A 22,955-nucleotide genomic window follows, 5' to 3' on the forward strand; every position below is an offset into this window, starting at 1 on the left:
TGGCGCGCCTGCTGCCTAGCATCCGGGGACATCGCAACACCGGAGCGCGCCATGCCCCTTTTCACGGATCACCTGCACGACGAGTTCGGCTCCTGGCCGCTCGGCTTCATTCCTTACGGAGGCGCCGACCATGGCGAGATCGCGGCCGTGGGCCGTGCCGTCGCCGATGCCGGCGGCAGCGACGATGCCTTTCACGCGGCCTGGTCCGAAGCGGCCGAGCGCCTCGCGGTGCAGGCCGAAGCTGCGCTCGCGCACGGGCATGTCGCCAGCGCACGAGGTCTCTTCCTCCGCGCCAGCTGCTTCCATGCGGCGTCCTACCACCCGCTGTACGGCGAGCCTGTCGACGCCAGGCTGCTGCAGTCGTTCCGGCGCCAGACCGACTACCTCGCGCGCGCACTGGCGATGGGGCCCGAGCCGGCCCTGCCGCTGCGCATTCCTTTCGAAGGCACCACCTTGCCCGGCTTTCTGCTGCCGGCCGAGGGCCGCGCGAGCGAGCGGCGGCCGCTGCTGATCCTCACCAACGGCTACGACGGCACGCTGAGCGACATGTACTTCGCGAGCGCGGTGGCGGCCACGCGGCGCGGCTACCACTGCCTGGTGTTCGATGGCCCCGGCCAGGGCGGCGCGCTCTACGAGCAGGGGCTGCGCATGCGCCCCGATTGGGAAACCGTGGTGCGCGCCGTGGTGGACCACGCGATCGGCTTCGACATCGTCGATGTCGGCCGCATCGCCTTGAGCGGCTGGAGCCTGGGCGGCTACCTCGCACCGCGCGCCGCTTCCGGCGAGCACCGGCTGGCCGCCTGCATCTGCGACCCCGGCTTGTGGAGCGTGGCGTCGGGCTTTCGCAACGCGGCGGTGCAGATGGGCGTGCCGCCCGAACTCGCCGCGCATCTGGGCGACTTGCCGCAGCCATGGCTGGACAAGCTCGAGCGCGTGGTCGCGGCCGACCGCAGGCTGCGCTGGGCCGTGATGCAGCGCGGCTACTGGGTGCATGGCGTCGGTTCGCTGCGCGAGTACCTGGCCGCGGCCGAGCAGTTCACGCTCGACGGCCGGCTCGAGTCGATCCGCTGCCCCACGCTCGTCACTGTCGCGGAGGGCGACAGCTTCGGCCAGTCGGCGCCGGCGCTCTTCGATGCGCTGGGGTGCCCGAAGAAGCTGCTGCGCTTCACCGCGGCGGAAGGCGCGGGCGGGCATTGCGAAATGCAGAACCGGTCGCTGCTCAATCAGCGTGTGCTGGACTGGCTCGATGAGCAGCTCGGTTGACCTTCGCCGCGATGGCCGCCGGGCGGGCCGAGACTATCCGGCAGCGGCCCCTGCGTCTCGCGCCCACGGCAGCCGACCGTCGAAGCGCCGCAGCATCTCCGCGTTGCCTCGGATGAAGAAGTCGGGCTGCACCGACAGCGGCGTGCTGCCGACCAGGTAGTTGACCGAGTACTCGTAGGTGCAGTCGTAGCTCGGCGCCAGCTGCCGCAGCGCATGCGCGATCACGCGGTCGACCTCGGGCTGGCCCGGCTCGCGAAACTTGCGATACCAGAGCGGCGACACCTGCACGGCCAGCAGCTTGGGCAGGAAGTAGCAGTTGACGTCGATGAACAGATCGCTCGGGTGCAGCACGCTGGGCCACTTGCCCAGGCTCTCGCAGTCGTCGCGGCACAGAAAGCGGTGCTGTGCATCGACGATGTTGCGCAGCGAATAGGCCCAGGCGTGGCCGGCGGCGCACGTGGCCAGACACTGCCGCACATGGCCGGGCTCGAGTGAGTTGTCGTCGTCCAGGAACACCAGGTAATCGCCGTCGGCGATGTAGGTTCCGGCACCGTAGATGCGATGCCCGTTCCATCGGTCCTTGCCGATGGAATAGGGCAGTTCGATCAAGTCGACGCGGTGCCTGTCGATGTCGTTGTCGACTTTGCCGACCGCATTCAGCACCGCGCGCGCATGCGCCCAGGTGGCCGGGCCGTCGGCGACGACCAGGTGCTGGATGTTGTCGTAGTCCTGGTTGCGTACCGATTCGACGCATCGCTGGAGCAAAGGGTTGCCTGCATGTGCGGTGACGATGGTGACCAGGGGCGTGGGCATGGAGTGGCGCGGGTTGCTGTCATTCTGCCCGCGCCGGCTCCACAGCGCGTGGTGCTCAGCTACAACTGAGCTTCATGGCTTCGATGCGCCCGCCGAAGCCCAGCTTGGTGATCAGCCCGCCCTCGCGGCTGTTGGCCGGGAAGCTGACGGTCCGGTCGCGGAACATGGCGTGTTCGTAGACCTGCAGCGTTGCGCGGGGTCCGACGCGCACGCTGTCGATCTCGCGCTTGAGCTGCCGCGCCGTGCCGTTGTCCATGCTCATGATCTGCGACGGACCCACCAGCGTCATCATGTCGCCTTCGAAGTTGCGCTTCGAATAGAACTGCGCCCAGCAGCCGGACTGCAGGGCCGGGTCGTTGATCTGCACCGGCACCAGCAGGATCGTCGGGTCGGGCTGGTTGGTCGCGACGGGCGCCGGCGATGACGACTTCGACGTCGTGCCGCAGGCGCCGAGTGCCAGCGTGGCGGCGAGGCCGAGGGAAAGCAGGAGACGGTTCTTGGCGTGGCTTGGGTTCATGAGAGTTCGGTGAGCTGTGAATCGAGCGATCGAGTTCAGCATGCCATCACCGCCGCGCCGGTCCGCCGATCGCGCGGCTGTGGCGAAGGCTGTTCCTACAGCCGGGGGCTCAACGTACAGGCGGCTCGGCATGATCGGGGTCGATGGCGTGGCCCCCGGCCAGACCCATACCCGCGCCCATTCCCGCACCCATGCCCGCGGCGCTCTGCGCGCCACCTCCACCGCCGCCACCTCCGCGACCGGACCCTCCGCCGGCGCCCTCGCGATCACCGCCGCCACCACGGCGCGATGGCGATCCCGCAGCGATGCGCAGCGGGCCCTGCGATGGAATGGGGAGCCCTGACGGAATCGCATCGAGATCGAGCGCGTGGCGGATGAAGCTCCGAAGCGACGTGACCAGTGCCGCGACCTCCACCGATCGCCCCGCGACCAATTCCGCCGCGGCCTGCGCGGCGAGCCGAACCTGCTCTTCGGTGCCGAGCAGGATCACATCGGACAACGCGGCCTCCACGGCGTCGCGAATGCGGCGGCGACGTTCCGATGCGGACTCGGATGCACCGGCGATGCCTCCCGCCTGCCGCTGGCGATGGTCGCGCAGGTGGGTCGGGTCGACGCTGAGGTTGCCGGTGAACGACCCACCGAGCACCTTGTAGGCCGCGATCAAGGTCTTCAGCCGCTCGTTGATCTGACGGTTCTCGCGCTCGCGGCGCCGCTGCACCGTCTGCATGAACAGCAGCCGGATGCCAACCGCGACCAGCGACACCACGGCGAGGCCGAGCAGTGTCGAGAGCAGGCCGGACCAGGAACTGAAGTCGATGGCGTTGCGCAATGCGGTGCGGAGTCGAAGCGAAGGATGTGCGCAGCATGCCAGAGACAGGGCGCGCGTCGATCCGGGCGGACGGCGCGAACCGAAGTCAGCCGCCGCCGTGCTCGCCGTCCGCCGCCGCCTGGTCGAAGCGCAGGCCGCCGGAACCTTCGATGCGCAACTCGCCCACGCCCTTGCCCGCGCTCTTGTAGTCGCCGAGCACGCCGGCGGTGGCGACGCGCCGCAGCCGGGAGCGTGGCCGACCAACCAGTCGAAACAAGAGGGCGGGTAAACCCTCGAATCGCCGCCCCCTATGTTGCGTACACTGTACGCAATAGAGCCGATCACGGGTTCTCAATCATCCCGAACATCACCGCGCAAGCGGCTTCGAACGGGGCAGAAGAGGTGGTTGCACACGTGCTTGAGATACATCAACTGGGCATGACATTCGGCGGCGTCCACGCGCTCACCGATGTGTCGCTCACCATCGAACCAGGCCGCATCTATGGCTTGATCGGCCCCAACGGCGCCGGCAAGTCGACGGCCATCAATGCGATCACCGGGACGATCGTTCCCACGGCAGGCCACATCCGGTGGCGCGGCGAAGAGGTCTCGCGCTGGCCGCAGTTCAGGCGTGCGCGCGCCGGCCTGGCGCGCACCTTCCAGAACCTGGCGCTGTTCCAGAAGCTGTCGGTGCGCGAGAACGTGACCTGCGGTGCGATTCATGCGCACGGCGACGCGGAGTTGCGCGCTGCCGTCGATGCTGCGCTCGATGCCTTCGGCTTGAGTGCGATCGCCGACGAGCCCGTCGGCGTGCTGTCGCTCGGCACCCGCAAGCGTGTCGAGATGGCGCGTGCCACGGTCTCGAACCCGCAGTTGCTGTTGCTGGACGAGCCCGCCGCAGGGCTCACCGGCAGCGAGATCGCCGAGTTCTCCGAACGCATGCGCGAGTTTCGGAATCGCGGCGGTGCCGTGCTGCTGGTGGAACACGACATGGGCCTCGTGATGTCGTTGTGCGAACAGCTCTTCGTTCTGGACTTCGGCAAGTTGATCGCCGCCGGTGCACCCGACGAGGTGCGCGCCGACGCGGCGGTGTAGGCCGCTTACTTCGGAGCCGGCGATGACACCTGCCACTGAAGCGAACTCGACACCGCTGCTCGCGGTCGGCGGCGTGACTGCCGGCTACGGCGGGCCCGCCGTGGTGCGCGACGTGTCGATCGAGATCAACGAGGGTCGCATCACCGCCTTGCTGGGTGCGAACGGCGCCGGCAAGTCCACGCTGATGCGCGCCATCTGCGGCATGGTCCAGTCCACGGGGTCGATTGCGTTGGGGCGCAAGAACATCGCGGGCCTGCGCACCGAGCAGATCGCGCGCCTGGGTGTCGCGCACGTGCCTGAAGGCCGCGGCACCTTCATCGACCTGAGCGTCGAGGAGAACCTGCGCGTCGGCTGCTTCGCGAGAAGCGACAAGGGCGGCGCGGCGGAAGCGATGGAGCGCATCTACGGCTGGCTGCCGCGCCTGGCCGAGCGTCGCAAGCAGCGCGCCGGCAGCCTGTCGGGCGGCGAGCAGCAGATGCTCGCGATCGGCCGTGCGTTGATGGCGAAGCCGCAGGTGCTGCTGCTCGACGAGCCCTCGTTCGGCCTGGCGCCGCGCGTGGCTGCTGAAATCATGCGTCTTCTGCGACGCCTGCAGCAGGAGGCCAGCATGGGCATCCTGCTCGTCGAACAGAACATCGAGATCGCGCTGGCCCTGGCCGACGACGCCTACGTGCTTCGCACCGGCGCGGTCGCCGTCAGCGGCCCGGCCGCCCAGCTGCGCGACAGCGCCGCACTGCGCGACGCCTACCTGGGAGCCCACTGATGGAAGCACTCGTCAACCAGATCGTGGCCGGGCTCACCACCGGCTGCGCCTATGCGCTGATCGGCTTGGCGCTGGTCATCGTCTACCGCACGACCAGCCACGTCAACTTCGCGCAAGGCGAGATGGCGACCTTGACGACATACGTCGCCTGGACGCTCCTGCAGGCCGGCGTGCCCTACTGGATGACCTTCGCGTTGACCATCGCGGCGGCGTTCGTGTTCGCCGCGAGCCTGGAGCGATGGGTGATCGGGCGGCTGGGTGCCGCATCGCCGATGGCCACCGTGGCCGCATTCATCGGGCTGTTCATGGTCATCCACAGCCTCACCGGTTATGTCTGGGGACACGACGTGCGCGAGTTTCCGAGCCCCTTCCCGAGCGGCGCGCTGGCGGGCGGGCTGATCTCGGGCCACCAGCTGGGCGTCACCGCGGTCACGGCGGCCTTGCTGGTCTTGCTCTGGGCCTTCTTCCGCTTCACGTCCGTGGGCCTGGCGATTCGCGCCGCGGCGCAGAACCCGAGCTCGGCGCGCCTGAACGGCATCTCGACCAAGGCCATGGCCGCCTTCGGCTGGGGGCTGGCCGCCGCGATGGGCGGGGTCGCCGGAATGATGGTCGCGCCGCAGCTCTACCTCGACCCCCACATGATGAGCGGCGTGCTCATCTACGGATTCGCCGCGGCCTTGATGGGCGGCATCCAGAGCGTGCCCGGCGCGGTGCTCGGCGGGCTCGCGTTGGGCGTGCTCGAGAACCTGCTCGGCGCCTATGTGGTCGGCACGCAGCTCAAGCTCACCGTCGCGATGGTGCTCATCGTCGGCATCCTGGTGTGGCGTCCCGACGGGCTGCTGGGCCGACCCAGTGCAAAGCGAGTCTGAAGAAGCCATGAACACCACCTCCAACCGATCGATCCTGGCCGTGGCACTCGTGGCCGCAGTGCTGCCGCTCTTCCTGCCCGCCTTCCTGACCTTTCAGCTGACGCAGACGCTTGGCCTGGGCATCGCGCTGGTCGGGCTCAACGTGCTGACCGGCATGGCCGGCCAACCCTCGCTGGGACACGGCGCCTTCTTCGCCATCGGCGCCTACGCCACCGCGATGCTGATCGGCGCCGGGCTGCCCTGGTGGGTCGCTCTGCCGCTGGCATGCGGCTTCGGCGCGGTGATCGCCTACGTGATCGGCAAGCCCATCCTTCGCCTCGAGCACACCTACCTGGCACTGGCCACCTTCGCCATCGCGCTGGCCGTGCCGCAACTGGCCCGCAACGCCATGGTCGAGCGCTGGACCGGTGGTGCGCAGGGGCTGCAGCTCGATCGTCCGTCGCCGCCGGCGTGGCTGGAGGCCTGGGTCGACCAGGATGCCTGGATGTACTGGGTGGCGCTGGCACTGGCCGTCGTCGTCGTCCTTGCGGTGCGGCGGCTGGCACGCGGCAGGCTGGGCCTCGAGCTTCGCGCACTGAGCGACCACACCGTGGCCGCTGCAGCCTGCGGCATCGACGTCGCGCGCAGCAAGGCCATGGCCTTCGTGCTGAGCGCGGTATGCGCTTGCGTGGGCGGTGGCCTCTATGCGCTCAACGTCCAACTCGTCACGCCGGACAGCTTCACGCTGTTCCTCTCGCTGACCATGGTCGCGGGGCTGGTGGTGGGCGGGCTCGGCACGATGCTCGGCCCGTGGATCGGCGCGCTGTTCGTGCAGTTCGTTCCGTCGCTGGCGGACCGCATCTCCACCGCTGCACCGTGGGCCGTGTTCGGCGTGGCGATCCTGCTCGTCGTGTTCCTGCAGCCGCGCGGCATCGCCGGCTTGATGCGTCTGCCCGTGCGCCAAGGGAGCCGCTGATGCCGCGCGCCAAGACACCTCAAGAGCGCGAGACGATGCGCGAGCTCATCTGCCGCGGCAGCGAGCGCCTCTTCGTCGAGCGCGGCGCCAACGGCGTGAGCATGCGCGACCTGGCCGCGGAGCTGGGCATCAGCCCCATGGCGCCGTACCGCTACTTCAAGGACAAGGCCGAGATTCTCGCGACCGTGCGCGCCGCGGCCTTCTCGCGCTTCTCCGACACCATCGAGACCGCGTTCGCGAGCGGCACGACGCCGACCGCGCGCGCCCGCGCCATCGGCAAGGCGTACCTGGGCTTCGCGCTCGACGAGCCGGACGCCTACCGTCTCATCTTCGACCTGGTGCAGCCCGAGGAAGACCAGTACCCCGAGCTGGCCTACCAGAGCGCACGCGCCAAGGCGATCCTCACGCGGCAGTCCGAGGACCTGATCGCCGCCGGGCTCGCGCCGGACGACACCGAGCAAGTCACGCATTCGCTGTGGTCGGCCGCCCATGGCGTGTGCGTGCTCTACATCGCAGGCAAGTTCAAGAGCACGGACAGCGTGCGCGATGCCTACCGCTCCACCATGCGCTGGCTGTTCATGGGCCTCCGGGCCGACGCAGAGCTTGCGCGCGACTCCGCTTCCAAACCGATCAAGGAGACCCCATGACACTCGACCGACGCACGCTGCTGCTCGGCGCGCTGGCTTCGATGGCGACACCGTTGCCGGCCCTGGCCCAGAAGCGCTACGGCCCCGGCGTGACCGACACCGAAATCAAGATCGGATCGACGATGCCCTTCAGCGGCCCCGTCTCGATCCTCGGCACGCTCGGCAAGACGTCGCAGGCCTACTTCGCCAAGCTGAATGCCGAAGGCGGCATCAACGGCCGCCGCATCAAGCTGATCCAGTACGACGATGGCTACAACCCGGGCAAGGCGCTCGAACTGACGCGCCGGCTCGTCGAGCAGGACGAGGTGTCCTTCATCTTCGAGACCGTGGGCACCGCCACCAACAACGCCACCTACCGCTACCTCAACGGCAAGAAGATCCCGCAGCTGCTGATCTTCAGCGGTGCCAGCAAGTGGACCGACGTGAGCACCGCTCCGTTCACCATCTCTGGCCAGCCGACGTACCACGCAGAAGGCAAGGTCTACGCGCGGTGGATCCTCGACAACATGCCGACGGCCAAGGTCGCGGTGCTCATGCAGAACGACGACTTCGGCCGCGACTACATGGCCGGCATCAAGGCCGGCCTGGGCGCCACGGCGCAGGAGATGCTCGTCGTGAGCACCTACGAAACGACGGATGCGTCGGTCGATTCGCAGGTGGTCAGCCTCAAGGGCAGCGGCGCCACCGTGTTCATCTCGTTGTCCAACGGCAAGTTCACCGTGCAGTCGATGAAGAAGGCGCACGACATCGGCTGGAAGCCGCAGGTGATCCTGCCGCTCGGCAGTTCGTCGCTGTCGGCCATCATGCGGCCGGCAGGTGCGGATGCCGGCAAGGGCGCGATCACGGCCATCTACAACAAGCCGGTTTCCGATCCGCAGTTCGACAAGGATGCCGGGGTCGTCGGGCTTCGCGAGTTCCTCAAGAAATGGCTGCCCGAAGCCGACCCCAGCGATTCGTTGGTGGGTGGCGGCTACACCGCCGCGCAGATCCTCGAGGCCGTGCTGCGCCGCTGCGGCGACGACCTGACGCGCGAGAACATCATGAAGCAGGCGAGCAGCCTCTCGGGCCTGACCACGCCGCTGCTGATGCCGGGCATCACGTTGACGACGAGCGACAAGGACCACGAGCTCTACGGCCACCTGTGGCTGCAGCGCTTCGACGGCAATGCCTGGATTCCGTTCGGCAAGGCCATCTCGGTATGAGCTACCCACATCTGGTCTTCGCCGGCGAAGAAAGCGCGGCGACAACGGTGCGTGAACACGCGTTGAAAGCGGCCTCGGGCTTCGCCGCCCTCGGCGTCGGCGAAGGCGACGTCGTGGCCGTCATGCTGCGCAACGAACCCGAGGCCATCGAGGCCATCCTCGCGGCCGGCCATCTGGGCGCCTACTGGTGCGGCCTGAACTGGCATTTCAAGGGCGAAGAGGCGGCCTGGGTGCTGGCGGACTCGCGGGCCAAGTTGCTCGTGATACATGCCGACCTCATCGCCCAGGTGCAGGACGCGCTGCCTCCGTCGCTGCCCGTGATCGCGGTCCGGCCGCGCGCGTCGACCCGCCGCATGTACGGGCTGCCGGACGCGATCGACCTGCCCGATGGCATGCCCGAATGGGACGGCTGGATCGCGCGGCTTCCGGCCAGCAGGGTGGCGCCCAAGCGTCCGAAGGGGCTGATGCCCTACACCTCGGGCGTCAGCGGTCGTCCCAAAGGCGTGGTCCGCATTCCGCTGCCGGAACCAGAGGCCGAGGCGCTTGCCGCAGCAGCGGCCAAGCTCGCCACCCAGGTGCTCGGCGTGACCGCGCAGGCGCGCTGCCTGTTGGCGGCCCCGCTGTACCACAGCGCACCCGGCAACTACGTGGCCGCATGCGCTCGTGCGGGCGCGCGCCTGTGGCTCGAACCCCGCTTCGATGCCGAGCGGCTTCTGCAGCTGATCAGCCAGGAGCGCATCACCCACCTGTACCTGGTGCCCACCATGTACCAGCGGCTGCTGGCGCTGCCGCGCGAGCGCCGCGTCGGGTACGACCTGCGTTCGGTGCAGTTCGTGGCATCGACCGGCTCGCCGTGCCCGGCGAGCGTCAAGCACGCGATGATCGAATGGCTCGGGCCCGTCATCCACGAGGCCTACGCTTCGAGCGAAACGGGCTACCTCACCTTCATCACGGCCGAGGAGTGGCTGCGCAAGCCCGGATCGGTGGGGCGCGCGGTCGGCGATGCGGTGATCCGCATCCTCGACGAACATGGCGCGGCGCAGCCGGCCGGCGAAGTCGGCGTCATCTACGGCCGCCAGCCCGCCTCGCCCGACTTCACCTACATCAACAACGCCGAGGCGCGCGCGCGGATCGAACGGAACGGGCTCGTCACGGTCGGCGACCTGGGCTACGTCGACGACGACGGCTATCTCTTCATCTCGGGCCGGCAGTCGGACATGGTCATCTCCGGCGGCGTGAACATCTACGCGGCTGAGATCGAAGCGGTGCTGAGCCGCATGCCAGGCCTGGCCGACTGCGCCGTGTTCGGCGTGCCCGACGAGGAGTGGGGCGAGGCGCTGGTCGCGGCCGTCGTGCCCGACGCCGATGGCGAGCACGTCGATGCGCAGGCCGTGCGTGCGTTCGTGCGCGAACACATGGCGGGCTACAAGGTGCCGAAGTTCGTCACCGTCGAAAGCAGCCTGCCGCGTGAAGACACCGGCAAGGTCTACAAGCGCCGCGTTCGCGAAGCCTTCCTGGCGCGCAAGGCTGCAGCCGCGCCCGCTTGACCGATCGACGTCCCGAGCCCTTCTTCAACTTCAACTCTCCACCTCCACCTCATCATGAAGACCCGAATCACAGAACTCTTCGGCATCCAATACCCGATCGTGCAAGGCGGCATGCACTGCGTGGGCCTGGCGCCGCTGGCCGCGGCCGTGTCCAACGCAGGAGGGCTGGGCATCATCACCGCGCTCACGCTGCCGACGCCCGAGAAGCTGGCCGAGGAAATCCGGCGTTGCCGCGAGATGACCGACAAGCCCTTCGGCGTGAACCTCACCTTTCTTCCGAGCGTCCGCCAGCCCGACTACCCGGGCTACGTGCGCGCCATCATCGAAGGCGGCGTCAAGGCCGTGGAGACCGCCGGCAACAACCCGGAGCGCGTGCTGCCCGCCTTGCATGACGCAGGCGTGAAGGTCATCCACAAGTGCACGTCGATCCGGCACGCGCTCAAGGCCGAACGCATCGGCTGCGACGCGGTGAGCGTCGACGGCTTCGAATGCGGTGGCCATCCGGGCGAAGACGACATTCCCAACTTCATCCTGCTGCCCAGGGCGGCGCAGGAGCTCAAGGTGCCCTTCATCGCTTCCGGCGGCATGGCGGACGGCCGCTCGCTGGTGGCCGCCATGGCACTGGGCGCGGACGGCATCAACATGGGCACCCGCTTCCTCGCCACGCAGGAGGCGCCGGTTCACCAGAACGTCAAGGACGCGATCGTCAAGGCGTCGGAACTCGACACGCGCCTGGTGCTGCGCCCGCTGCGCAACACGGAGCGCGTCCTGACCAACGAGGCGGTGGAGCGCCTGCTCGTCAAGGAGCGCGAGATCGGCGACAAGATCCAGTTCAGCGACATCGCACCGGAAGTCGCGGGTGTCTATCCCAAGGTGATGTACCAGGGCGACATGAATGCCGGCGCCTGGAGCTGCGGCATGGTGGCTGGCTTGATCGACGACGTTCCCACCGCCGGTGAGCTGGTGAGGCGCATCGTGGAGCAGGCGCAGTCGATCATCCGGAGCCGGCTCGGCGCGCTGGCGGCCTAGCGCGCCGACGCGGGCGCCAGCGGGCGATGACTATCCCGCTTCGACCCGCGCGCAGTAGGCGTCGATGGTGCGCTTCCAGGCGGGGCGGGCGAAGCACCTGTCGCGGTACGCGGCGACGCCCGGGTACGGGGCCATCAGCTGCTCGTTCCTGACGCCCGTGAGCACGTGCGCCATCAGGATGTCGGCGACGGTGAACTCCGCCGTCGCCACGAACTCGCGGCCGGCGAGCCAGCGTTCCAGGTTGCCCAGCACCCGATGCACCCAGCCGACGAGGAACTCGCGGTGTTTGCCGCAGCTGCCGTCGGCAGTCCAGTCCAGCACCATCAGGCCGAGCACCGGCGGCTCGACGGTGTTCATCGCGGCGAAGCTCCAGCGCATCACCTGCACCTCGTCGGCGTGGCCGGACGGGATCAGCCGGCCGGACTTCTTCGCCAGGTAGATGAGAATCGCGCCGGATTCCGACACCACCAGCCCGTCGTCGTCGATCGACGGAATCTGCTCGAAGGGGCTGAGCCGGCGATAGGCCTCGGTGCTCAGGTCGTGCGCCGGATGGTCCATGCCCGCCAGCTCGTAGGGAAACTGCATTTCCTCGAGCGCCCACAGCACGCGCAGGTCGCGCGTGTGGCCGCGGGCACCGGCGTTGACTTTGGAGAAACCGTAGAGCTTCAGCATGTGGTCGTCTTCGTTGAATTTCGTTGAATTGGCCTGGTCGACACCGTAGCGCGTCATGCCGATGCCGAACAGCAGTCGTGGGACGACACGAGAGGTCGGAGTCATCCCACAAGACAAGGCGCGCGCAACGTGCGGCTGGCATCATTGGCGGTGGCGATCGACGGTCGCAACGGTCTCGGGCCGTCCGTCCTTCAAGCATCTACGCACTCCAACCGAATGAACCTTCTGAACTTTGCAAACCCGCGCGTCCGCGCCTGTGCCGCAGGTCCCGTCATCGCCTGTCTCATGGCCTTCACGCACGCCGCCAATGCCGCCGACCCCGCACTAAGCAAGCAATACAGTGCCTGCATGGACAAGGCCGGCGGCGTGACGGCCGGCATGATCGACTGCATCGGCGCCGAGGTGCAGCGGCAGGACGCCAAGCTCAACGCCGCGTACAAGGCGCTCATGTCGTCGGTGGTGCCGGCACGGCAGACGCAGCTTCGCGATGCGCAGCGCGCGTGGATCAAGTACCGCGACGCCAACTGCGCCTTCTACCTCGACCCCGACGGCGGCACGCTGGCGCGCGTGGAGGCCAACGATTGCGTGCTGACCAGCACGGCGGCGCGGGCTGCCGAACTGGAGCGGCTCAAGCAGTAAGCCGGTAAGCCCATCCCGACCGGGCGTAGGCAAAGAGCCAAAGCAGCGCCCGCGTCAGCTTGAACGCAGATCGGCCCGGCTATGCTGCGGCCCTCGTCACACGGGGGTTCTGGTGCGATCTCTGCGCGGCCAACTGGTTTTTTTCTGGGTGCTGATGCTCGGCGTCTGCGCGACGTTGGCGGTGGTCATGGTGACGCTGTACCGCAGCAGCGCGGGCGCGCAAGTGGCCGATGGCCAGGCGGTGGCGGAGCAATCGTGCCGCGCCATCGCCACGCGCTACGCGAAGTCGGTGTCCGACCCGGCGCCCGGCGCACCGCAGATCGATCTTCTGCAGGTGTTGCTGCAGCTGGTGCTGATCGAGGCGCCGCATGTCGAAGGCGGTGTCTGGCAGGCCTCGGGCGGCCTGATCGCCTATGCCTATCCCACCTACGAAGGCAGCAGCGTCAAGCGCGACATTCCGGCTGCAGAGCAGCCGCTGATCGTGGAGCTGGCGCAGCGCGCGGCACGCACGCAGCTCTTGCAGACCGACGTGGTGCGCGGCAGCCGCGAGGCGCTGATCGTCTCGTCATGCCCGCTGGCGGCCCCGGGCCAGGACCTCGCCGCCTGGACGATGACGCGCACGCATGCCGGCGCGCTCGCCGCCCAGAACACCCTGCGCATCGGCCTGGGCGTGCTCACGGCCATGGTGCTGGCCTCGGGCCTTTGGCTCGGGCTAATCCTGCGGCGCGGGCTGCGGCATGTCCAGCAACTGGAGGCGCGCCTGGTACAGGCCGAGGGCGATGCGGTGCCGCGGCTCGAACGCACCGGCGTGCGCGAGCTCGACCGCATCGTCGACAGCTTCAACCACTACCGCCTGCGCTTCGAAGAGGCGCGCACCGGCCTGCGTGCCGCGGCGCAGCAGCGCAGCCGCGACCAGCGCCTGGCGGCCCTGGGCCGCATGACCGGTGGCATCGCGCACGAGATCCGCAACCCGATCGCGGCGATGCGGCTGAAGGCCGAGAACGCGCTGGCCGCTGCGCCCGAGCGGCATGGCGACGCGCTGCACGCCATCGTCGGGCAGATCGATCGGCTCGAAGGCCTGGTGCAGAGCCTGCTGGCGCTCGTGCAGCCGGTGGTGCTGGCACCGCAGCGCGTCGCACTGGCGCAGTGGCTCGACGAGCGCCGCCAGGCCATCGCGCCGCGTGCGGCCGAGAAGTCCGTCGCGGTCGACGTGCGGCACGGCGGCGCGGCGCAGGCGCTGTTCGATCCGGTGCACCTGGCCCGCGCCGTCGACAACCTGCTCGACAACGCCGTGCGCCACGCGCCGGCCGGCGGCTGTGTCACGCTCGAAGCCATGGCGGCCGAGGGGCAGTCGCTGATCCTGCATGTCGACGACGACGGCCCGGGCGTTCCGGATGCCTTGGTGCCGCAGTTGTTCGAGCCTTTCGCCACCGGCCGGGCCGACGGCACCGGGCTCGGCCTGGCGCTCGCGCGCGAGGTCGCTCTGAGCCATGGTGGCGAGCTGCGCCACGTGGCGCTGAAGCCCGGCACCCGATTCGAACTGGAACTGCCATGGCGCATCTCCTGATCGTCGACGACGACGACGCGTTTCGCGAGACGCTCGCCGAGACCTTGCATAGCCTCGGCCACACCTCGGTGGAAGCCGCCAGCGGCGCCGACGCGCTCGCGGCGCTGCAGGGCGCGCGCTTCCATGCCGTGTTTCTCGACCACCGCATGCCGGGCATGGACGGCTTGCAAACGCTGGCGGCCATGAGGGCCCGGTCCGCGCGGCTGCCGCCCGTGATCGTGCTGACGGCTTATGCGAGTGGCGGTAACACGATCGAGGCGATGCGCCTGGGCGCCTTCGACCACCTGGCGAAGCCGATCCGCCGCGACGCGGTGATCGAAGTGCTGGATCGAGCGCTGCACGCCGAGGCGCCGGCCGCAGCGTCGGGCCACGGCGCCGACCCCGATGCCGACGACGACGAACTCGTCGGTCCGAGCGACGCCATGCGCGACGTGCACAAGCGCATCGGCCTGGCGGCGGCGAGCAGCGCTCCCGTGCTCGTACTCGGTGAAACCGGCACCGGCAAGGAAATGGTGGCGCGTGCGCTGCACCGCCACTCGGCCCGTGCGGACGCGCCCTTCGTGGCAGTCAACTGCGCCGCCATCCCCAAGGAACTGCTCGAAAGCGAACTCTTCGGCCACGTGCGCGGCGCGTTCACGGGCGCCACCACCGACCGGCCCGGCTGCTTTCGTGCGGCCGACCGCGGCGTGCTGCTGCTCGACGAGATCGGCGACATGGCGCTGCACGTGCAGGCCAAGATCCTGCGCGCGCTGCAGGAAGGCGAGGTCACGCCGCTGGGCAGCCACAAGACGGTGAAGGTCGACGTGCGCGTCATCGCCGCCACGCACCGCGACCTGGCTGCGGCAGTGCGTGACGGCAGCTTTCGCGAAGACCTGTTCTATCGGCTCAACGTGCTGGCGATCCACGTGCCGCCGCTGCGCAACCGCCTGGCCGACATCATTCCGCTGGCCGAGCACTTCCTGCGCCGCGCTGCAGTGCCTGGCGATGCACCCAAGGCCTTGTCGGCATCGGCCGCACAGCAACTGCTTCGCCATACGTGGCCCGGCAACGTGCGCGAGTTGCGCAACGTGATGGCGCGCTGCCAGGCGCTGGTACGGCATCGCGTGATCGGTGCGGCCGATCTGGTCGACGACCTGGGTGCCGCGGACGATGCGTCGGCGTCGCGCGAAGGCGGCGCGCTGCCGGGCGACTGGCTCGATGCCGAGCTGCCGGCCGCGGTCGAGCGGCTGGAGCGCCTGCTCATCGCGCACGCGCTGGCCGCCACTCAAGGCAACCGGGCCGAGGCCGCGCGCCGGCTCGGTATTCATCGCCAGCTGCTCTATCGCAAGCTCGAGCAATACGGGCTGGCCTGAACGTCCGCAAAGCGGACACCGAACTGTCCCGCCTTCATCCACCGCGCGGGCACCGATCGACGCAAGTCGTTGATTTCAAAGGCCGCACGCGTTGGCACGTCGCTTGAGTGGTGTGGTGCATCCCAACTGGAGTGCACCATGCCACTGAACTACCGTCCCGCCGCCTTCGCTGCCCTCGTGCTCGTGGGCGCCAGCGCCTTCGCGCAGATGCCGCCACCACCGCCACCGCTGGCACCGCCTGGAGGTCCGGCGCCTGCAGAGCCTGTCGCGGCCGGCGAGCCATCGGCCGCCACACCCGTCATCACCGGCCGCATCCAGCGCTGGCTGCTCAATCCCAACGGCGAGGTCGACGGGCTGCTGCTTGCAGATGGCACGCAGGTCGCGTTTCCGCCGCACCTGTCGGCGTCCGTGCTGCAAGTGCTGAAGCCCGGCGACAGCGTGCAGGTCAACGGATGGCGCGCAGCCAACGTGCCGGTGGTGCGCGCCGAAACGCTCACCGCGACGGCCAGCAACCGCAGCGTGATCGACCAGCCGCCCGCCATCGGAACCCGTCCGCCGCCGCCGCGCGACCCGCGCGCACTCACGGCCATGAGCGCCAGCGGGCGGGTGGAGCGCGTGCTCTACACCGACCGCGGCGACGCCAACGGCGTGGTGCTCGACAGCGGCACCATCGTTCGCTTTCCGCCGCACGTCGGCATGCAGCTCGCGTCCACCTTGCAGCCGGGCAGCACGCTCCACGCCAAGGGCTGGGGCAGCCGCGGCGCGCAGGGCAGCGCGCTCGAAGCCACCGCGCTCGGCGCCACGGCCGACGGCATGCGCGAGCTGTTCGCCGGGCCCGGCGTGGAGCCGCCGCCGCCGCGCCGTCCGCATGGCCCGCGCATGCCGCGCGCCGAACGCCCGCTGCCGCCGCCGCCGGCTTCCTGATCGCCCCTCGTTCATCTGCTGATCCATTTCTTCTTTGCCATTTCTTCATCCGCCTCTTCTTTGCATCGAACAAGAAAGTCCCCCATGCCACATCCCCACGAAGCCATCCCCGTCTGGTCCGTCGAAGGCCGCTTCCAGCACCTGATCTACAGCCCCAAGGGCGCCGTCGAAGGCGTGCTGATCGACACCGACGGCATTTCCACGCAGTTCGTGATCGACCCGCACGACCCGTCCGTCGCCGAGCAGTTCACCGGCCTTCGCGCCGGCCAGACGCTGGTGGTCGAAGGCATCGAAGCAGGGCCGTCGCCCAAGGGCGAGCCCGCGCACACCGTCTATGCCTTCGAGCGCCTCGCCTCGGTCGACGGCAAGGAGCCCGCAACCGTGCGGCCACACGAAGAGGCCGCGGGCACCGTGGTCCGCTTCAACTATGCGAAGCACGGCGCCGCCAACGGAGTGGTGCTCGACAACGGCGACTTCATCCACACCCGCCCCGAGGGGCTCGACAGGCTCGGCCTCAAGATCGGCGACAAGGTGAAGGCCGAAGGCGCCGCCCGGCCGCTGGTCACCAGCACCGGCCGGGTGATCGAGGCGCGCAGCGTCAACGGCAAGCCGGTTGCGCCGGCCCACTGAGGCGACGGCGATGCGCGGCCGATCGAGCTCTCTGCTGGCGTTGAGCTGGCTGGCCTTCTTCATGGCCGACGTGCGCGACGGGCTGGGCCCCTTTCTCGCGACCTGGCTGCAGGAAAGCAAGGTGCAGCAGGAGCTCATCGGCTACACCATGACCGCGGGCGGCCTGGCCGCCGTGGCCATGACGCCTTTCGCGGGTGCCTGGGTCGACCGATCCAGCGCCAAGCGCGCGATGACGGTGGCTGCCGCCGTGGCCGTGCTCGGCGCGAGCGCGATCGCCTTCACCACGCTGTCGGCACCGATGCTGGTCGCATCGCAGCTCGTCACCGGCGTGGCCGGTGCGGTGCTCGCGGCCACCATGGCAGGCCTGACCCTGGGGCTGGCCCGGTCGGCCGGCTTCAAGCGGCAGACCGGCCGCAACGAGGCTTTCAGCCACGCGGGCAACATGATCTCGGCCATCGGCGCGGGGCTGGTCGCGCATCTGTTCGGCGCGCCGTGGATGCTGGCCGTGATGGGCGGCATGACGGTGGGTGCCTTGCTGTCCTTGTGGGCCATTCGCGCGTCCGACATCGATCACGAAGCCGCGCGCGGCAGCGAGCCGCAGGACGGGCCTGCGCCCGCTGCCGATGCACACGGCCATGAGCCGATCCGAGTTCTGTTGCGCAACAAGCCGCTGCTGCTCTTCGCGCTGGCCTGCGCCTTCTTCCATCTCGGCAACGCGGCAATGCTGCCTCTGCTCAATCAGCGGCTCGCCGCCACCGTGGCCGATTCGGCGCCGCTGCTGTGGACCGGCATCGCCATCGTCGTGGCGCAGCTCACGATGATTCCGGTCGCGTTGTGGGTGGCGCGCAGCCGTCGCTTCGACGTGGCCTGGTTCGTCTACGCCGCCATCCTGGTGCTGCCGGTGCGCGGTGCGCTGGCCTATGCCTTCGCGAGCGAGTGGAACAACATCCCGGTGCAGATCCTCGACGGCCTTGCTGCCGGCGCGCTCGGCGTGGCGACGCCGCTGCTGGTGCAGCGCTTCACACGCGGCAGTGGGCGCTTCAACACGGCGCTGGGTTTCGTCATGACGCTGCAGGGCATCGGCGCCGCGCTGAGCCCGGGCATCGCGAATGCCGTGGTGGGCGCGGGCCAGCATTTCGGCATCGCGTTCGTGGTGCTGGCCGCGGCGGCGGTGCTGGCGCTGCCGATCTTCTGGATGTCGCAGCGCCTTTTCGCCGACAACGTGCCGCTTTCGAGGCCGCATGCACAACCCAGGACGGTCATTGGCAAAGTGACAAGCATGTGAAAAGGCCGGACACGCGCCGGCTCGCCAGCACGAACGCGGACCAGCGGCTATGCTGGCCCACCCCTTCACTCTGCAAAAGGTCGCGACCGCCATGCCGCCACGTCTTACCGCCCAGGACTTCGACCAGGAACTGCTGATTCTTTTCGATGCCTACGTGCATGGCGACCTGGACCGCCGGGGCTTCCTGGGACAGGCGCAGAAGTTCGCCAAGGCCGGCATGACGGCCACGGCTTTGCTGGCCGCGCTGAGCCCCAATTTCGCCGCGGGGCAGCACGTGCCGCCCAACGACGCGAACCTCAAGACCGAGCGCGTGAGCTACCCGTCGCCTTCCGGCAGCGGCACGGTGCGCGGCTACCTGGCCCGCCCTGCGAGCACCGGCGACAGGCGCCTGCCGGCCGTGCTCGTCATCCACGAGAACCGCGGACTCAACCCGCACATCGAAGACATCGCGCGCCGCCTGGCCCTCGATGGATTCATGGCCTTCGCGCCCGATGCGCTGAGCCCGCTGGGCGGCTACCCCGGCGACGAAGACAAGGCGCGCGAAGCCTTCGCCAAGCTCGACCAGGCGCATGCTCTGCAGGATTTTCTGGCGGGCGCGGCCTGGCTCCGGTCGCGGCCCGATGCGAACGGCAAGCTCGGCGCGGTCGGCTTCTGCTACGGCGGCGGCATCGTGCACCAGCTGTCGATCCGTCTGCCGGACCTCGATGCCGGCGTGCCCTTCTACGGCAACACGCCCGCGCCGACGGAAGCGGCCAAGGTCAAGGCGCAACTGCTCGTGCAGCGCGCCGAGGTCGACGAGCGCATCAATGCGGCATGGCCGGCCTACGAGGCTGCGTTGAAGGCCGCGGGCGTGCAGTTCACGGCGTACCAGTACCCGGGCACGCAGCACGGGTTCAACAACGACACGACGCCGCGCTATGACGCGGCGGCGGCGCAGCTGGCCTGGTCGCGGACGGTGGCGTTCCTGAAAGCGCGGTTGGGAAGCACGTGATGGTTGATGGCGCATGCCGCTGCAGGCGATTGCAGGCGTGCGCCACTACTTGCCCTGTCCGAGTTGCTGCGCGAGCAGCGCTGCCTTGTCGCGCACCAGGCCGGGCGAGCGGCCTGACTCCAACCAGATCTTCAGGTCGCACAGCACGAGGGTGAAGCCTTCGGTCGCGCCGATGGCCGTATCCGCATCGGCGAACCCGCTGGCAGCCACTGTCACCACGACGGCATTCGGTGCCTGGTCCTTGAACCGAAGATCGACATGCACACCGTCGGACCAGTCGAAGCCGAGGTGACGGGGGCGGTCGAAGGCTTTCACGACGACCGTTTCGTGTGCGCCCGGAACCATGAATTCCCAGTCGACGGTGGCGCCTGGCGCCAACGGCCCTGAACTGCGGGCCAGCCAGAACTGCGCCAGTTGGTCGGGCTCGACGAAGGCATCGAAGGCACGCTGCGCGCTGGCGTGGATCAGCAGTTCGGCCTTGGCGGCGGGGGTGGACGAAGAGGTCATGTTCATCGAGCTCCGTGCAGGATCGAAGGGGTGGCGCCATCGTACTTCCCGTGCTGCGATGCGTGTCCATCTCTTCCGGGTGGGCGATCGCAGCGCCGGTGGACCTGCCGACCCCGGACCGTAGTCCCGGGTCCGCGAGGCTCGAACGTCGTCGGCTTCCATGTTCCTGGGACCAGCGCCTCATGGGTTGCAGCAGCGCATGGCCGAAGAATCAGCACATCGCCACAACCACTCGAGTCGAGGAAGCAACCATGTACACGTCCCATGCCTCTGCGCCTGAAGCCCGCTTGCTCTGCGTCCACGGCAGTGCGACGGTCGGTCGCTTCTGGGCTCCCCTCTTCGAAGCAATCCCGGTCCATCTCGACGTCGCGATGCCGGACCGCCTGGGCTGCAGTCGCGGCGAATGCTGGCCGGTCGGCGCACCGGCATCCTTCGAGGCCGAAGCCCGCCACCTCGAGCCGTATCTCCATGCGCATCCGGAAGGCGTTCATCTCCTCGCCCATTCCTACGGCGCTGCGGTGGCGATGGAAATCGCGCTGCGCTGGCCGCACCGCGTGCGCACCCTCACGATGTACGAGCCGAGCCGATTCGCAGTGCTGTTCCATCGCGAAGACGCCGTCGACGAGCGCGACCAGATCGTGTCGGTCGGCCGCATGCTGATCTCGTGGGTGGTCGCCGGGCGCTGGCGCGACGCGGCTTCGATGTTCGTCGACTACTGGTCGGGCCCCGGCTCGTTCCAGTCGCTCGACGAGCGCCGTCAGCAAGTCATCGTGAGCAACATGCCGAAGGTGGCGGCGGAGTTCGAGGCGGCCTTCGGCGATACGACGCCGACGGCGCGCTTCGCGCAGCTCGACATGCCGGTGCGCTTGCTGTGCGGCAGCGCCTCGCCCGCGCCGGTGCGCCGCATCGTCGCGATCCTGGCCGACATCCTGCCGAACGCCGACGTGGTCGAGCTTCCCGGGCTCGGGCACATGGGGCCGATGACGCATGCCGCTCGCGTGCGACAGCATCTGCCCGAATGGCTCGTGCCGGCACCGGTCGGCGAGGCGGCGTGAAGCACGACAATCCCGCGCATGGAATTGCCGCTGGACCTGTTGCTGACGACCGAAATGCCCTATGGCAAATACAAGGGAACGCCGATCGCCGACCTGCCGGGCAACTACCTGAACTGGTTCGCGCGCGAAGGATTTCCGAAGGGGCAACTCGGCCGTCTTCTCGCCTTGATGCACGAGATCGACCACAACGGCCTCAAGCATTTGCTGGAACCGCTTCGGGAAGCGCACCGGGCCGGGCGATGAGCGGCCGCTGCCGGCGGCTGGTCGCAGCGCCGGCAGTTGCGTCGATCGACTTCAAGGGTCAACATGCCGCATGGACGCCCCGTACGACATGCCGGATCCGCATCGCATTTTTTCCGCTGGCGCCATCTGGCTCATCGACTTGCCGCGCTTTCAAGTGAGGCTTGATTTCCGCGATCGACGAGAACTCGACCTGACAGTGGTCAACGGCGACAACGCCGGGTTCGCCGATCGTGTCGACTACGAGGGCAAGCTGCTGCGCGACGGGTTCGCGCTGCTGACATGGCGGGAGCACATCGGGTCCACGGTCGTGCATGTCGTGGATCTGAGCGCGCGCACCACCCATTGCTTCGTCACACCGGCCAAAGGCGACTTCATGCGCCTTTTGGGAACAGTGGCGTTCACGCACGTCGAAAAGACCCGATCCTGAGGCATCTGATGCAGCATCGCGCTGCCTCCGCCTGAACGGTGACCCGCCTGCGCCGAGTCCGTGATTGCACGCGAGCGTGGCCGTTATCGATGAGATGGCACGCTGCTTGCATCGAATCCTCATCCAAGCGCGTCCTGCGGCGGAAGCGCACCGACTTGGACCGGTTGTCTCCTCCACCTCCCTTGGTGGATTTACTCCCGAGGCGCAAGCCTCGGGAGCCTTCTTCCATCCGATCGGAAGTCAGGCCGGAGGGCAAAGGCCTCTACGTACCCCGGCGCTACCTGCCAGCGATGGTTAGGTGGTATGTGATGTCCTGCATGCCTCCGGCAGCGCAGCCCTGTGCGATCCAGCGAAGCTTGTGCTTGCCGGTCGAGAGCGGGTAGACGAAGAGGTAGTAGCCCTGTTCCGCGCTCGGCACCAGCGCGAGGTCACGGGCGTAGTTCGCCACGGCAGGGTCGGTTTGCGCGCCGAAGATGTTGTTGGGCGGCAGTTGCGCATTGAACACGGGTGACGGACTGCCGCCAGGCCCGGTGATTCGGTGGCAAAGCGCTTGGCCGTGCTGCGATGCACAGCTCTTTTTGTGACGTCGATTACAAGGTCTTGCGCCGATGAGGTCTGCGCGGCATGGGCGTCACGCGACGTCAATCATTTCGACCGCCGCGGGCTCATCCTCGGTATCCAGCGCGGGACTGCAGCACGGAAAGCCTCGTACTCTTTTCCAAACGTCTGCACCAGCATGGGTTCTTCGTATGCCACGACGAACACGTGGAAGAAGAGCCAGAGCAGCGCCCCATAGACGATGAGGCGCCAATCGCCCAACAGCGCCGCCTGACCCAGGATGATGGCAGTGACCGCGACGTACATCGGATTGCGCACATGGCGGTAGAGCCCGGTCACCACGAGATTCTGGGGCGGCGCGATGGGCGCGGGAGTGCCGAGACCCAGCAGCGCGAAGCGCGCGAATGCGTCGACGAGCCCGGGCACGCCCGCGAGAATCATCACCGCGCCCAGGCCGCGTATCAGCTCCAGACCCAGGAACGGCGGCTGCACATGCCAACCTGTGATCGACCATGGGACGAGCCCCGCGAGCGTGCACGGGGCTACCACGAAGAAAGCCGCCGAGCCCAGGACGGCGATGGTTCGTTGCACGACGGT

27 protein-coding genes are annotated in these 22,955 nt (G+C 68.5%); 19 read left to right on the top strand and 8 right to left on the bottom strand.

Annotated elements, in window-relative coordinates:
• The first annotated feature begins 51 nt into the window (after window positions 1-51).
• The gene (locus B0W80_RS05855; protein WP_076998180.1) at window positions 52-1,263 is read left to right on the top strand and encodes a S9 family peptidase; all 1,212 of its coding nucleotides are present in this window, start codon (window positions 52-54) and stop codon (window positions 1,261-1,263) included.
• Between the two features lie 33 nt (window positions 1,264-1,296).
• Here B0W80_RS05855 and B0W80_RS05860 read toward each other — a convergent pair whose 3' ends face one another.
• From B0W80_RS05860 to B0W80_RS35370, 4 genes are all read right to left on the bottom strand, one after another.
• A complete protein-coding gene (locus B0W80_RS05860) occupies window positions 1,297-2,076 on the bottom strand; it encodes a glycosyltransferase family A protein (protein WP_076998181.1) in 780 nt (259 codons plus the stop codon).
• A 55-nt stretch (window positions 2,077-2,131) separates the two neighbouring features.
• Window positions 2,132-2,593: a beta/gamma crystallin domain-containing protein gene (locus B0W80_RS05865; RefSeq protein WP_076998182.1), complete on the bottom strand. Its 462-nt coding sequence runs from the start codon at window positions 2,591-2,593 to the stop codon at window positions 2,132-2,134.
• A gap of 109 nt (window positions 2,594-2,702) precedes the next feature.
• Window positions 2,703-3,422 (bottom strand): hypothetical protein, encoded by a 720-nt coding sequence (locus B0W80_RS05870; protein ID WP_076998183.1) that lies wholly within the window; start codon window positions 3,420-3,422, stop codon window positions 2,703-2,705.
• 85 nt (window positions 3,423-3,507) lie between these two features.
• Window positions 3,508-3,678 carry a hypothetical protein gene (locus tag B0W80_RS35370; RefSeq protein WP_179106841.1) on the bottom strand — a complete coding sequence of 57 codons (171 nt, stop codon included), beginning with the start codon at window positions 3,676-3,678 and terminating at the stop codon, window positions 3,508-3,510.
• Window positions 3,679-3,839: 161 nt separating this feature from the next.
• Here B0W80_RS35370 and B0W80_RS34735 point away from each other — a divergent pair, with 161 nt between their 5' ends.
• The 8 genes from B0W80_RS34735 to B0W80_RS05910 are packed head-to-tail and all read left to right on the top strand — an operon-like array spanning window position 3,840 to window position 11,508.
• Window positions 3,840-4,496 (top strand): ABC transporter ATP-binding protein, encoded by a 657-nt coding sequence (locus tag B0W80_RS34735; RefSeq protein WP_076998184.1) that lies wholly within the window; start codon window positions 3,840-3,842, stop codon window positions 4,494-4,496.
• A 22-nt stretch (window positions 4,497-4,518) separates the two neighbouring features.
• A complete protein-coding gene (locus B0W80_RS05880; RefSeq protein WP_076998185.1) occupies window positions 4,519-5,259 on the top strand; it encodes an ABC transporter ATP-binding protein in 741 nt (246 codons plus the stop codon).
• Window positions 5,259-6,128, top strand: a complete 870-nt coding sequence (locus B0W80_RS05885) for a branched-chain amino acid ABC transporter permease (RefSeq protein ID WP_076998186.1) — start codon at window positions 5,259-5,261, stop codon at window positions 6,126-6,128. The genes B0W80_RS05880 and B0W80_RS05885 overlap by 1 nt, the downstream gene beginning before the upstream one ends.
• Before the next feature lie 7 nt (window positions 6,129-6,135).
• On the top strand, window positions 6,136-7,083 hold the full coding sequence (locus B0W80_RS05890; protein WP_076998187.1) for a branched-chain amino acid ABC transporter permease: 948 nt from the start codon (window positions 6,136-6,138) through the stop codon (window positions 7,081-7,083).
• A complete protein-coding gene (locus tag B0W80_RS05895; RefSeq protein WP_076998188.1) occupies window positions 7,083-7,730 on the top strand; it encodes a TetR/AcrR family transcriptional regulator in 648 nt (215 codons plus the stop codon). Before B0W80_RS05890 ends, B0W80_RS05895 begins: the two co-directional genes overlap by 1 nt.
• Window positions 7,727-8,932, top strand: a complete 1,206-nt coding sequence (locus B0W80_RS05900; RefSeq protein WP_076998189.1) for an ABC transporter substrate-binding protein — start codon at window positions 7,727-7,729, stop codon at window positions 8,930-8,932. The genes B0W80_RS05895 and B0W80_RS05900 overlap by 4 nt, the downstream gene beginning before the upstream one ends.
• Window positions 8,929-10,479, top strand: coding sequence for an AMP-binding protein (locus B0W80_RS05905; RefSeq protein WP_076998190.1), 1,551 nt, complete (start codon window positions 8,929-8,931; stop codon window positions 10,477-10,479). Before B0W80_RS05900 ends, B0W80_RS05905 begins: the two co-directional genes overlap by 4 nt.
• Before the next feature lie 54 nt (window positions 10,480-10,533).
• Window positions 10,534-11,508: a nitronate monooxygenase family protein gene (locus tag B0W80_RS05910; RefSeq protein WP_076998191.1), complete on the top strand. Its 975-nt coding sequence runs from the start codon at window positions 10,534-10,536 to the stop codon at window positions 11,506-11,508.
• 30 nt (window positions 11,509-11,538) lie between these two features.
• On the opposite strand, the gene B0W80_RS05915 is transcribed toward B0W80_RS05910, so the two are convergent.
• Window positions 11,539-12,285: a glutathione S-transferase family protein gene (locus B0W80_RS05915; protein WP_256856498.1), complete on the bottom strand. Its 747-nt coding sequence runs from the start codon at window positions 12,283-12,285 to the stop codon at window positions 11,539-11,541.
• A gap of 180 nt (window positions 12,286-12,465) precedes the next feature.
• On the opposite strand from B0W80_RS05915, the gene B0W80_RS05920 reads away from it, so the two are divergent.
• From B0W80_RS05920 to B0W80_RS05950, 7 genes are all read left to right on the top strand, one after another.
• Window positions 12,466-12,819 carry a lysozyme inhibitor LprI family protein gene (locus B0W80_RS05920; RefSeq protein ID WP_076998268.1) on the top strand — a complete coding sequence of 118 codons (354 nt, stop codon included), beginning with the start codon at window positions 12,466-12,468 and terminating at the stop codon, window positions 12,817-12,819.
• Window positions 12,820-12,931: 112 nt separating this feature from the next.
• Window positions 12,932-14,386 carry a HAMP domain-containing sensor histidine kinase gene (locus B0W80_RS05925; protein WP_076998192.1) on the top strand — a complete coding sequence of 485 codons (1,455 nt, stop codon included), beginning with the start codon at window positions 12,932-12,934 and terminating at the stop codon, window positions 14,384-14,386.
• Window positions 14,371-15,738, top strand: coding sequence for a sigma-54 dependent transcriptional regulator (locus B0W80_RS05930; RefSeq protein ID WP_076998193.1), 1,368 nt, complete (start codon window positions 14,371-14,373; stop codon window positions 15,736-15,738). Before B0W80_RS05925 ends, B0W80_RS05930 begins: the two co-directional genes overlap by 16 nt.
• Window positions 15,739-15,876: 138 nt before the next feature.
• Window positions 15,877-16,662, top strand: coding sequence for a hypothetical protein (locus B0W80_RS05935; protein ID WP_076998194.1), 786 nt, complete (start codon window positions 15,877-15,879; stop codon window positions 16,660-16,662).
• Window positions 16,663-16,746: 84 nt separating this feature from the next.
• Window positions 16,747-17,292 carry a hypothetical protein gene (locus B0W80_RS05940; RefSeq protein ID WP_076998195.1) on the top strand — a complete coding sequence of 182 codons (546 nt, stop codon included), beginning with the start codon at window positions 16,747-16,749 and terminating at the stop codon, window positions 17,290-17,292.
• Window positions 17,293-17,302: 10 nt separating this feature from the next.
• The gene (locus B0W80_RS05945) at window positions 17,303-18,577 is read left to right on the top strand and encodes an MFS transporter (protein WP_076998196.1); all 1,275 of its coding nucleotides are present in this window, start codon (window positions 17,303-17,305) and stop codon (window positions 18,575-18,577) included.
• Between the two features lie 49 nt (window positions 18,578-18,626).
• A complete protein-coding gene (locus B0W80_RS05950) occupies window positions 18,627-19,568 on the top strand; it encodes a dienelactone hydrolase family protein (RefSeq protein ID WP_256856499.1) in 942 nt (313 codons plus the stop codon).
• 45 nt (window positions 19,569-19,613) lie between these two features.
• On the opposite strand, the gene B0W80_RS05955 is transcribed toward B0W80_RS05950, so the two are convergent.
• Window positions 19,614-20,075, bottom strand: coding sequence for an SRPBCC domain-containing protein (locus B0W80_RS05955; protein ID WP_076998270.1), 462 nt, complete (start codon window positions 20,073-20,075; stop codon window positions 19,614-19,616).
• Between the two features lie 251 nt (window positions 20,076-20,326).
• Between B0W80_RS05955 and B0W80_RS05960 the strand changes: the two genes are divergently transcribed.
• The 3 genes from B0W80_RS05960 (at window position 20,327) to B0W80_RS05970 (ending at window position 21,800) form a co-directional block, all read left to right on the top strand.
• Window positions 20,327-21,130 (top strand): alpha/beta fold hydrolase, encoded by an 804-nt coding sequence (locus B0W80_RS05960; protein WP_076998197.1) that lies wholly within the window; start codon window positions 20,327-20,329, stop codon window positions 21,128-21,130.
• Window positions 21,131-21,148: 18 nt separating this feature from the next.
• Window positions 21,149-21,373, top strand: a complete 225-nt coding sequence (locus B0W80_RS05965) for a DUF3820 family protein (protein WP_076998198.1) — start codon at window positions 21,149-21,151, stop codon at window positions 21,371-21,373.
• A 70-nt stretch (window positions 21,374-21,443) separates the two neighbouring features.
• Window positions 21,444-21,800 carry a hypothetical protein gene (locus B0W80_RS05970; RefSeq protein ID WP_076998199.1) on the top strand — a complete coding sequence of 119 codons (357 nt, stop codon included), beginning with the start codon at window positions 21,444-21,446 and terminating at the stop codon, window positions 21,798-21,800.
• Between the two features lie 277 nt (window positions 21,801-22,077).
• Here B0W80_RS05970 and B0W80_RS05975 read toward each other — a convergent pair whose 3' ends face one another.
• Both B0W80_RS05975 and B0W80_RS05980 read right to left on the bottom strand, forming a co-directional pair.
• Window positions 22,078-22,305 (bottom strand): hypothetical protein, encoded by a 228-nt coding sequence (locus B0W80_RS05975; protein WP_076998200.1) that lies wholly within the window; start codon window positions 22,303-22,305, stop codon window positions 22,078-22,080.
• Between the two features lie 140 nt (window positions 22,306-22,445).
• Window positions 22,446-22,949: an isoprenylcysteine carboxylmethyltransferase family protein gene (locus tag B0W80_RS05980; protein WP_218668873.1), complete on the bottom strand. Its 504-nt coding sequence runs from the start codon at window positions 22,947-22,949 to the stop codon at window positions 22,446-22,448.
• Between the last annotated feature and the right edge of the window lie 6 nt (window positions 22,950-22,955).

The sequence above is a fragment of the Variovorax sp. KK3 genome (genome assembly GCF_001984055.1).
Classification (GTDB): domain Bacteria; phylum Pseudomonadota; class Gammaproteobacteria; order Burkholderiales; family Burkholderiaceae_C; genus Variovorax.

Bases quoted from the DNA above. Each gene is read 5' to 3' on its own strand.
- B0W80_RS05885 (WP_076998186.1), top strand. From the start codon at position 5,259: ATGGAAGCACTCGTCAACCAGATCGTGGCCGGGCTCACCACCGGCTGC.
- B0W80_RS05920 (WP_076998268.1), top strand. From the start codon at position 12,466: ATGGCCTTCACGCACGCCGCCAATGCCGCCGACCCCGCACTAAGCAAG.
- B0W80_RS05910 (WP_076998191.1), top strand. From the start codon at position 10,534: ATGAAGACCCGAATCACAGAACTCTTCGGCATCCAATACCCGATCGTG.
- B0W80_RS05950 (WP_256856499.1), top strand. From the start codon at position 18,627: ATGCTGGCCCACCCCTTCACTCTGCAAAAGGTCGCGACCGCCATGCCG.
- B0W80_RS05945 (WP_076998196.1), top strand. From the start codon at position 17,303: ATGCGCGGCCGATCGAGCTCTCTGCTGGCGTTGAGCTGGCTGGCCTTC.
- B0W80_RS05935 (WP_076998194.1), top strand. From the start codon at position 15,877: ATGCCACTGAACTACCGTCCCGCCGCCTTCGCTGCCCTCGTGCTCGTG.
- B0W80_RS05900 (WP_076998189.1), top strand. From the start codon at position 7,727: ATGACACTCGACCGACGCACGCTGCTGCTCGGCGCGCTGGCTTCGATG.
- B0W80_RS05965 (WP_076998198.1), top strand. From the start codon at position 21,149: ATGGAATTGCCGCTGGACCTGTTGCTGACGACCGAAATGCCCTATGGC.
- B0W80_RS05855 (WP_076998180.1), top strand. From the start codon at position 52: ATGCCCCTTTTCACGGATCACCTGCACGACGAGTTCGGCTCCTGGCCG.
- B0W80_RS34735 (WP_076998184.1), top strand. From the start codon at position 3,840: ATGACATTCGGCGGCGTCCACGCGCTCACCGATGTGTCGCTCACCATC.
- B0W80_RS05960 (WP_076998197.1), top strand. From the start codon at position 20,327: ATGTACACGTCCCATGCCTCTGCGCCTGAAGCCCGCTTGCTCTGCGTC.
- B0W80_RS05955 (WP_076998270.1), bottom strand. From the start codon at position 20,075: ATGACCTCTTCGTCCACCCCCGCCGCCAAGGCCGAACTGCTGATCCAC.
- B0W80_RS05940 (WP_076998195.1), top strand. From the start codon at position 16,747: ATGCCACATCCCCACGAAGCCATCCCCGTCTGGTCCGTCGAAGGCCGC.
- B0W80_RS05970 (WP_076998199.1), top strand. From the start codon at position 21,444: ATGGACGCCCCGTACGACATGCCGGATCCGCATCGCATTTTTTCCGCT.
- B0W80_RS05915 (WP_256856498.1), bottom strand. From the start codon at position 12,285: ATGACTCCGACCTCTCGTGTCGTCCCACGACTGCTGTTCGGCATCGGC.
- B0W80_RS05880 (WP_076998185.1), top strand. From the start codon at position 4,519: ATGACACCTGCCACTGAAGCGAACTCGACACCGCTGCTCGCGGTCGGC.
- B0W80_RS05905 (WP_076998190.1), top strand. From the start codon at position 8,929: ATGAGCTACCCACATCTGGTCTTCGCCGGCGAAGAAAGCGCGGCGACA.
- B0W80_RS05860 (WP_076998181.1), bottom strand. From the start codon at position 2,076: ATGCCCACGCCCCTGGTCACCATCGTCACCGCACATGCAGGCAACCCT.
- B0W80_RS05895 (WP_076998188.1), top strand. From the start codon at position 7,083: ATGCCGCGCGCCAAGACACCTCAAGAGCGCGAGACGATGCGCGAGCTC.
- B0W80_RS05890 (WP_076998187.1), top strand. From the start codon at position 6,136: ATGAACACCACCTCCAACCGATCGATCCTGGCCGTGGCACTCGTGGCC.
- B0W80_RS05865 (WP_076998182.1), bottom strand. From the start codon at position 2,593: ATGAACCCAAGCCACGCCAAGAACCGTCTCCTGCTTTCCCTCGGCCTC.
- B0W80_RS05930 (WP_076998193.1), top strand. From the start codon at position 14,371: ATGGCGCATCTCCTGATCGTCGACGACGACGACGCGTTTCGCGAGACG.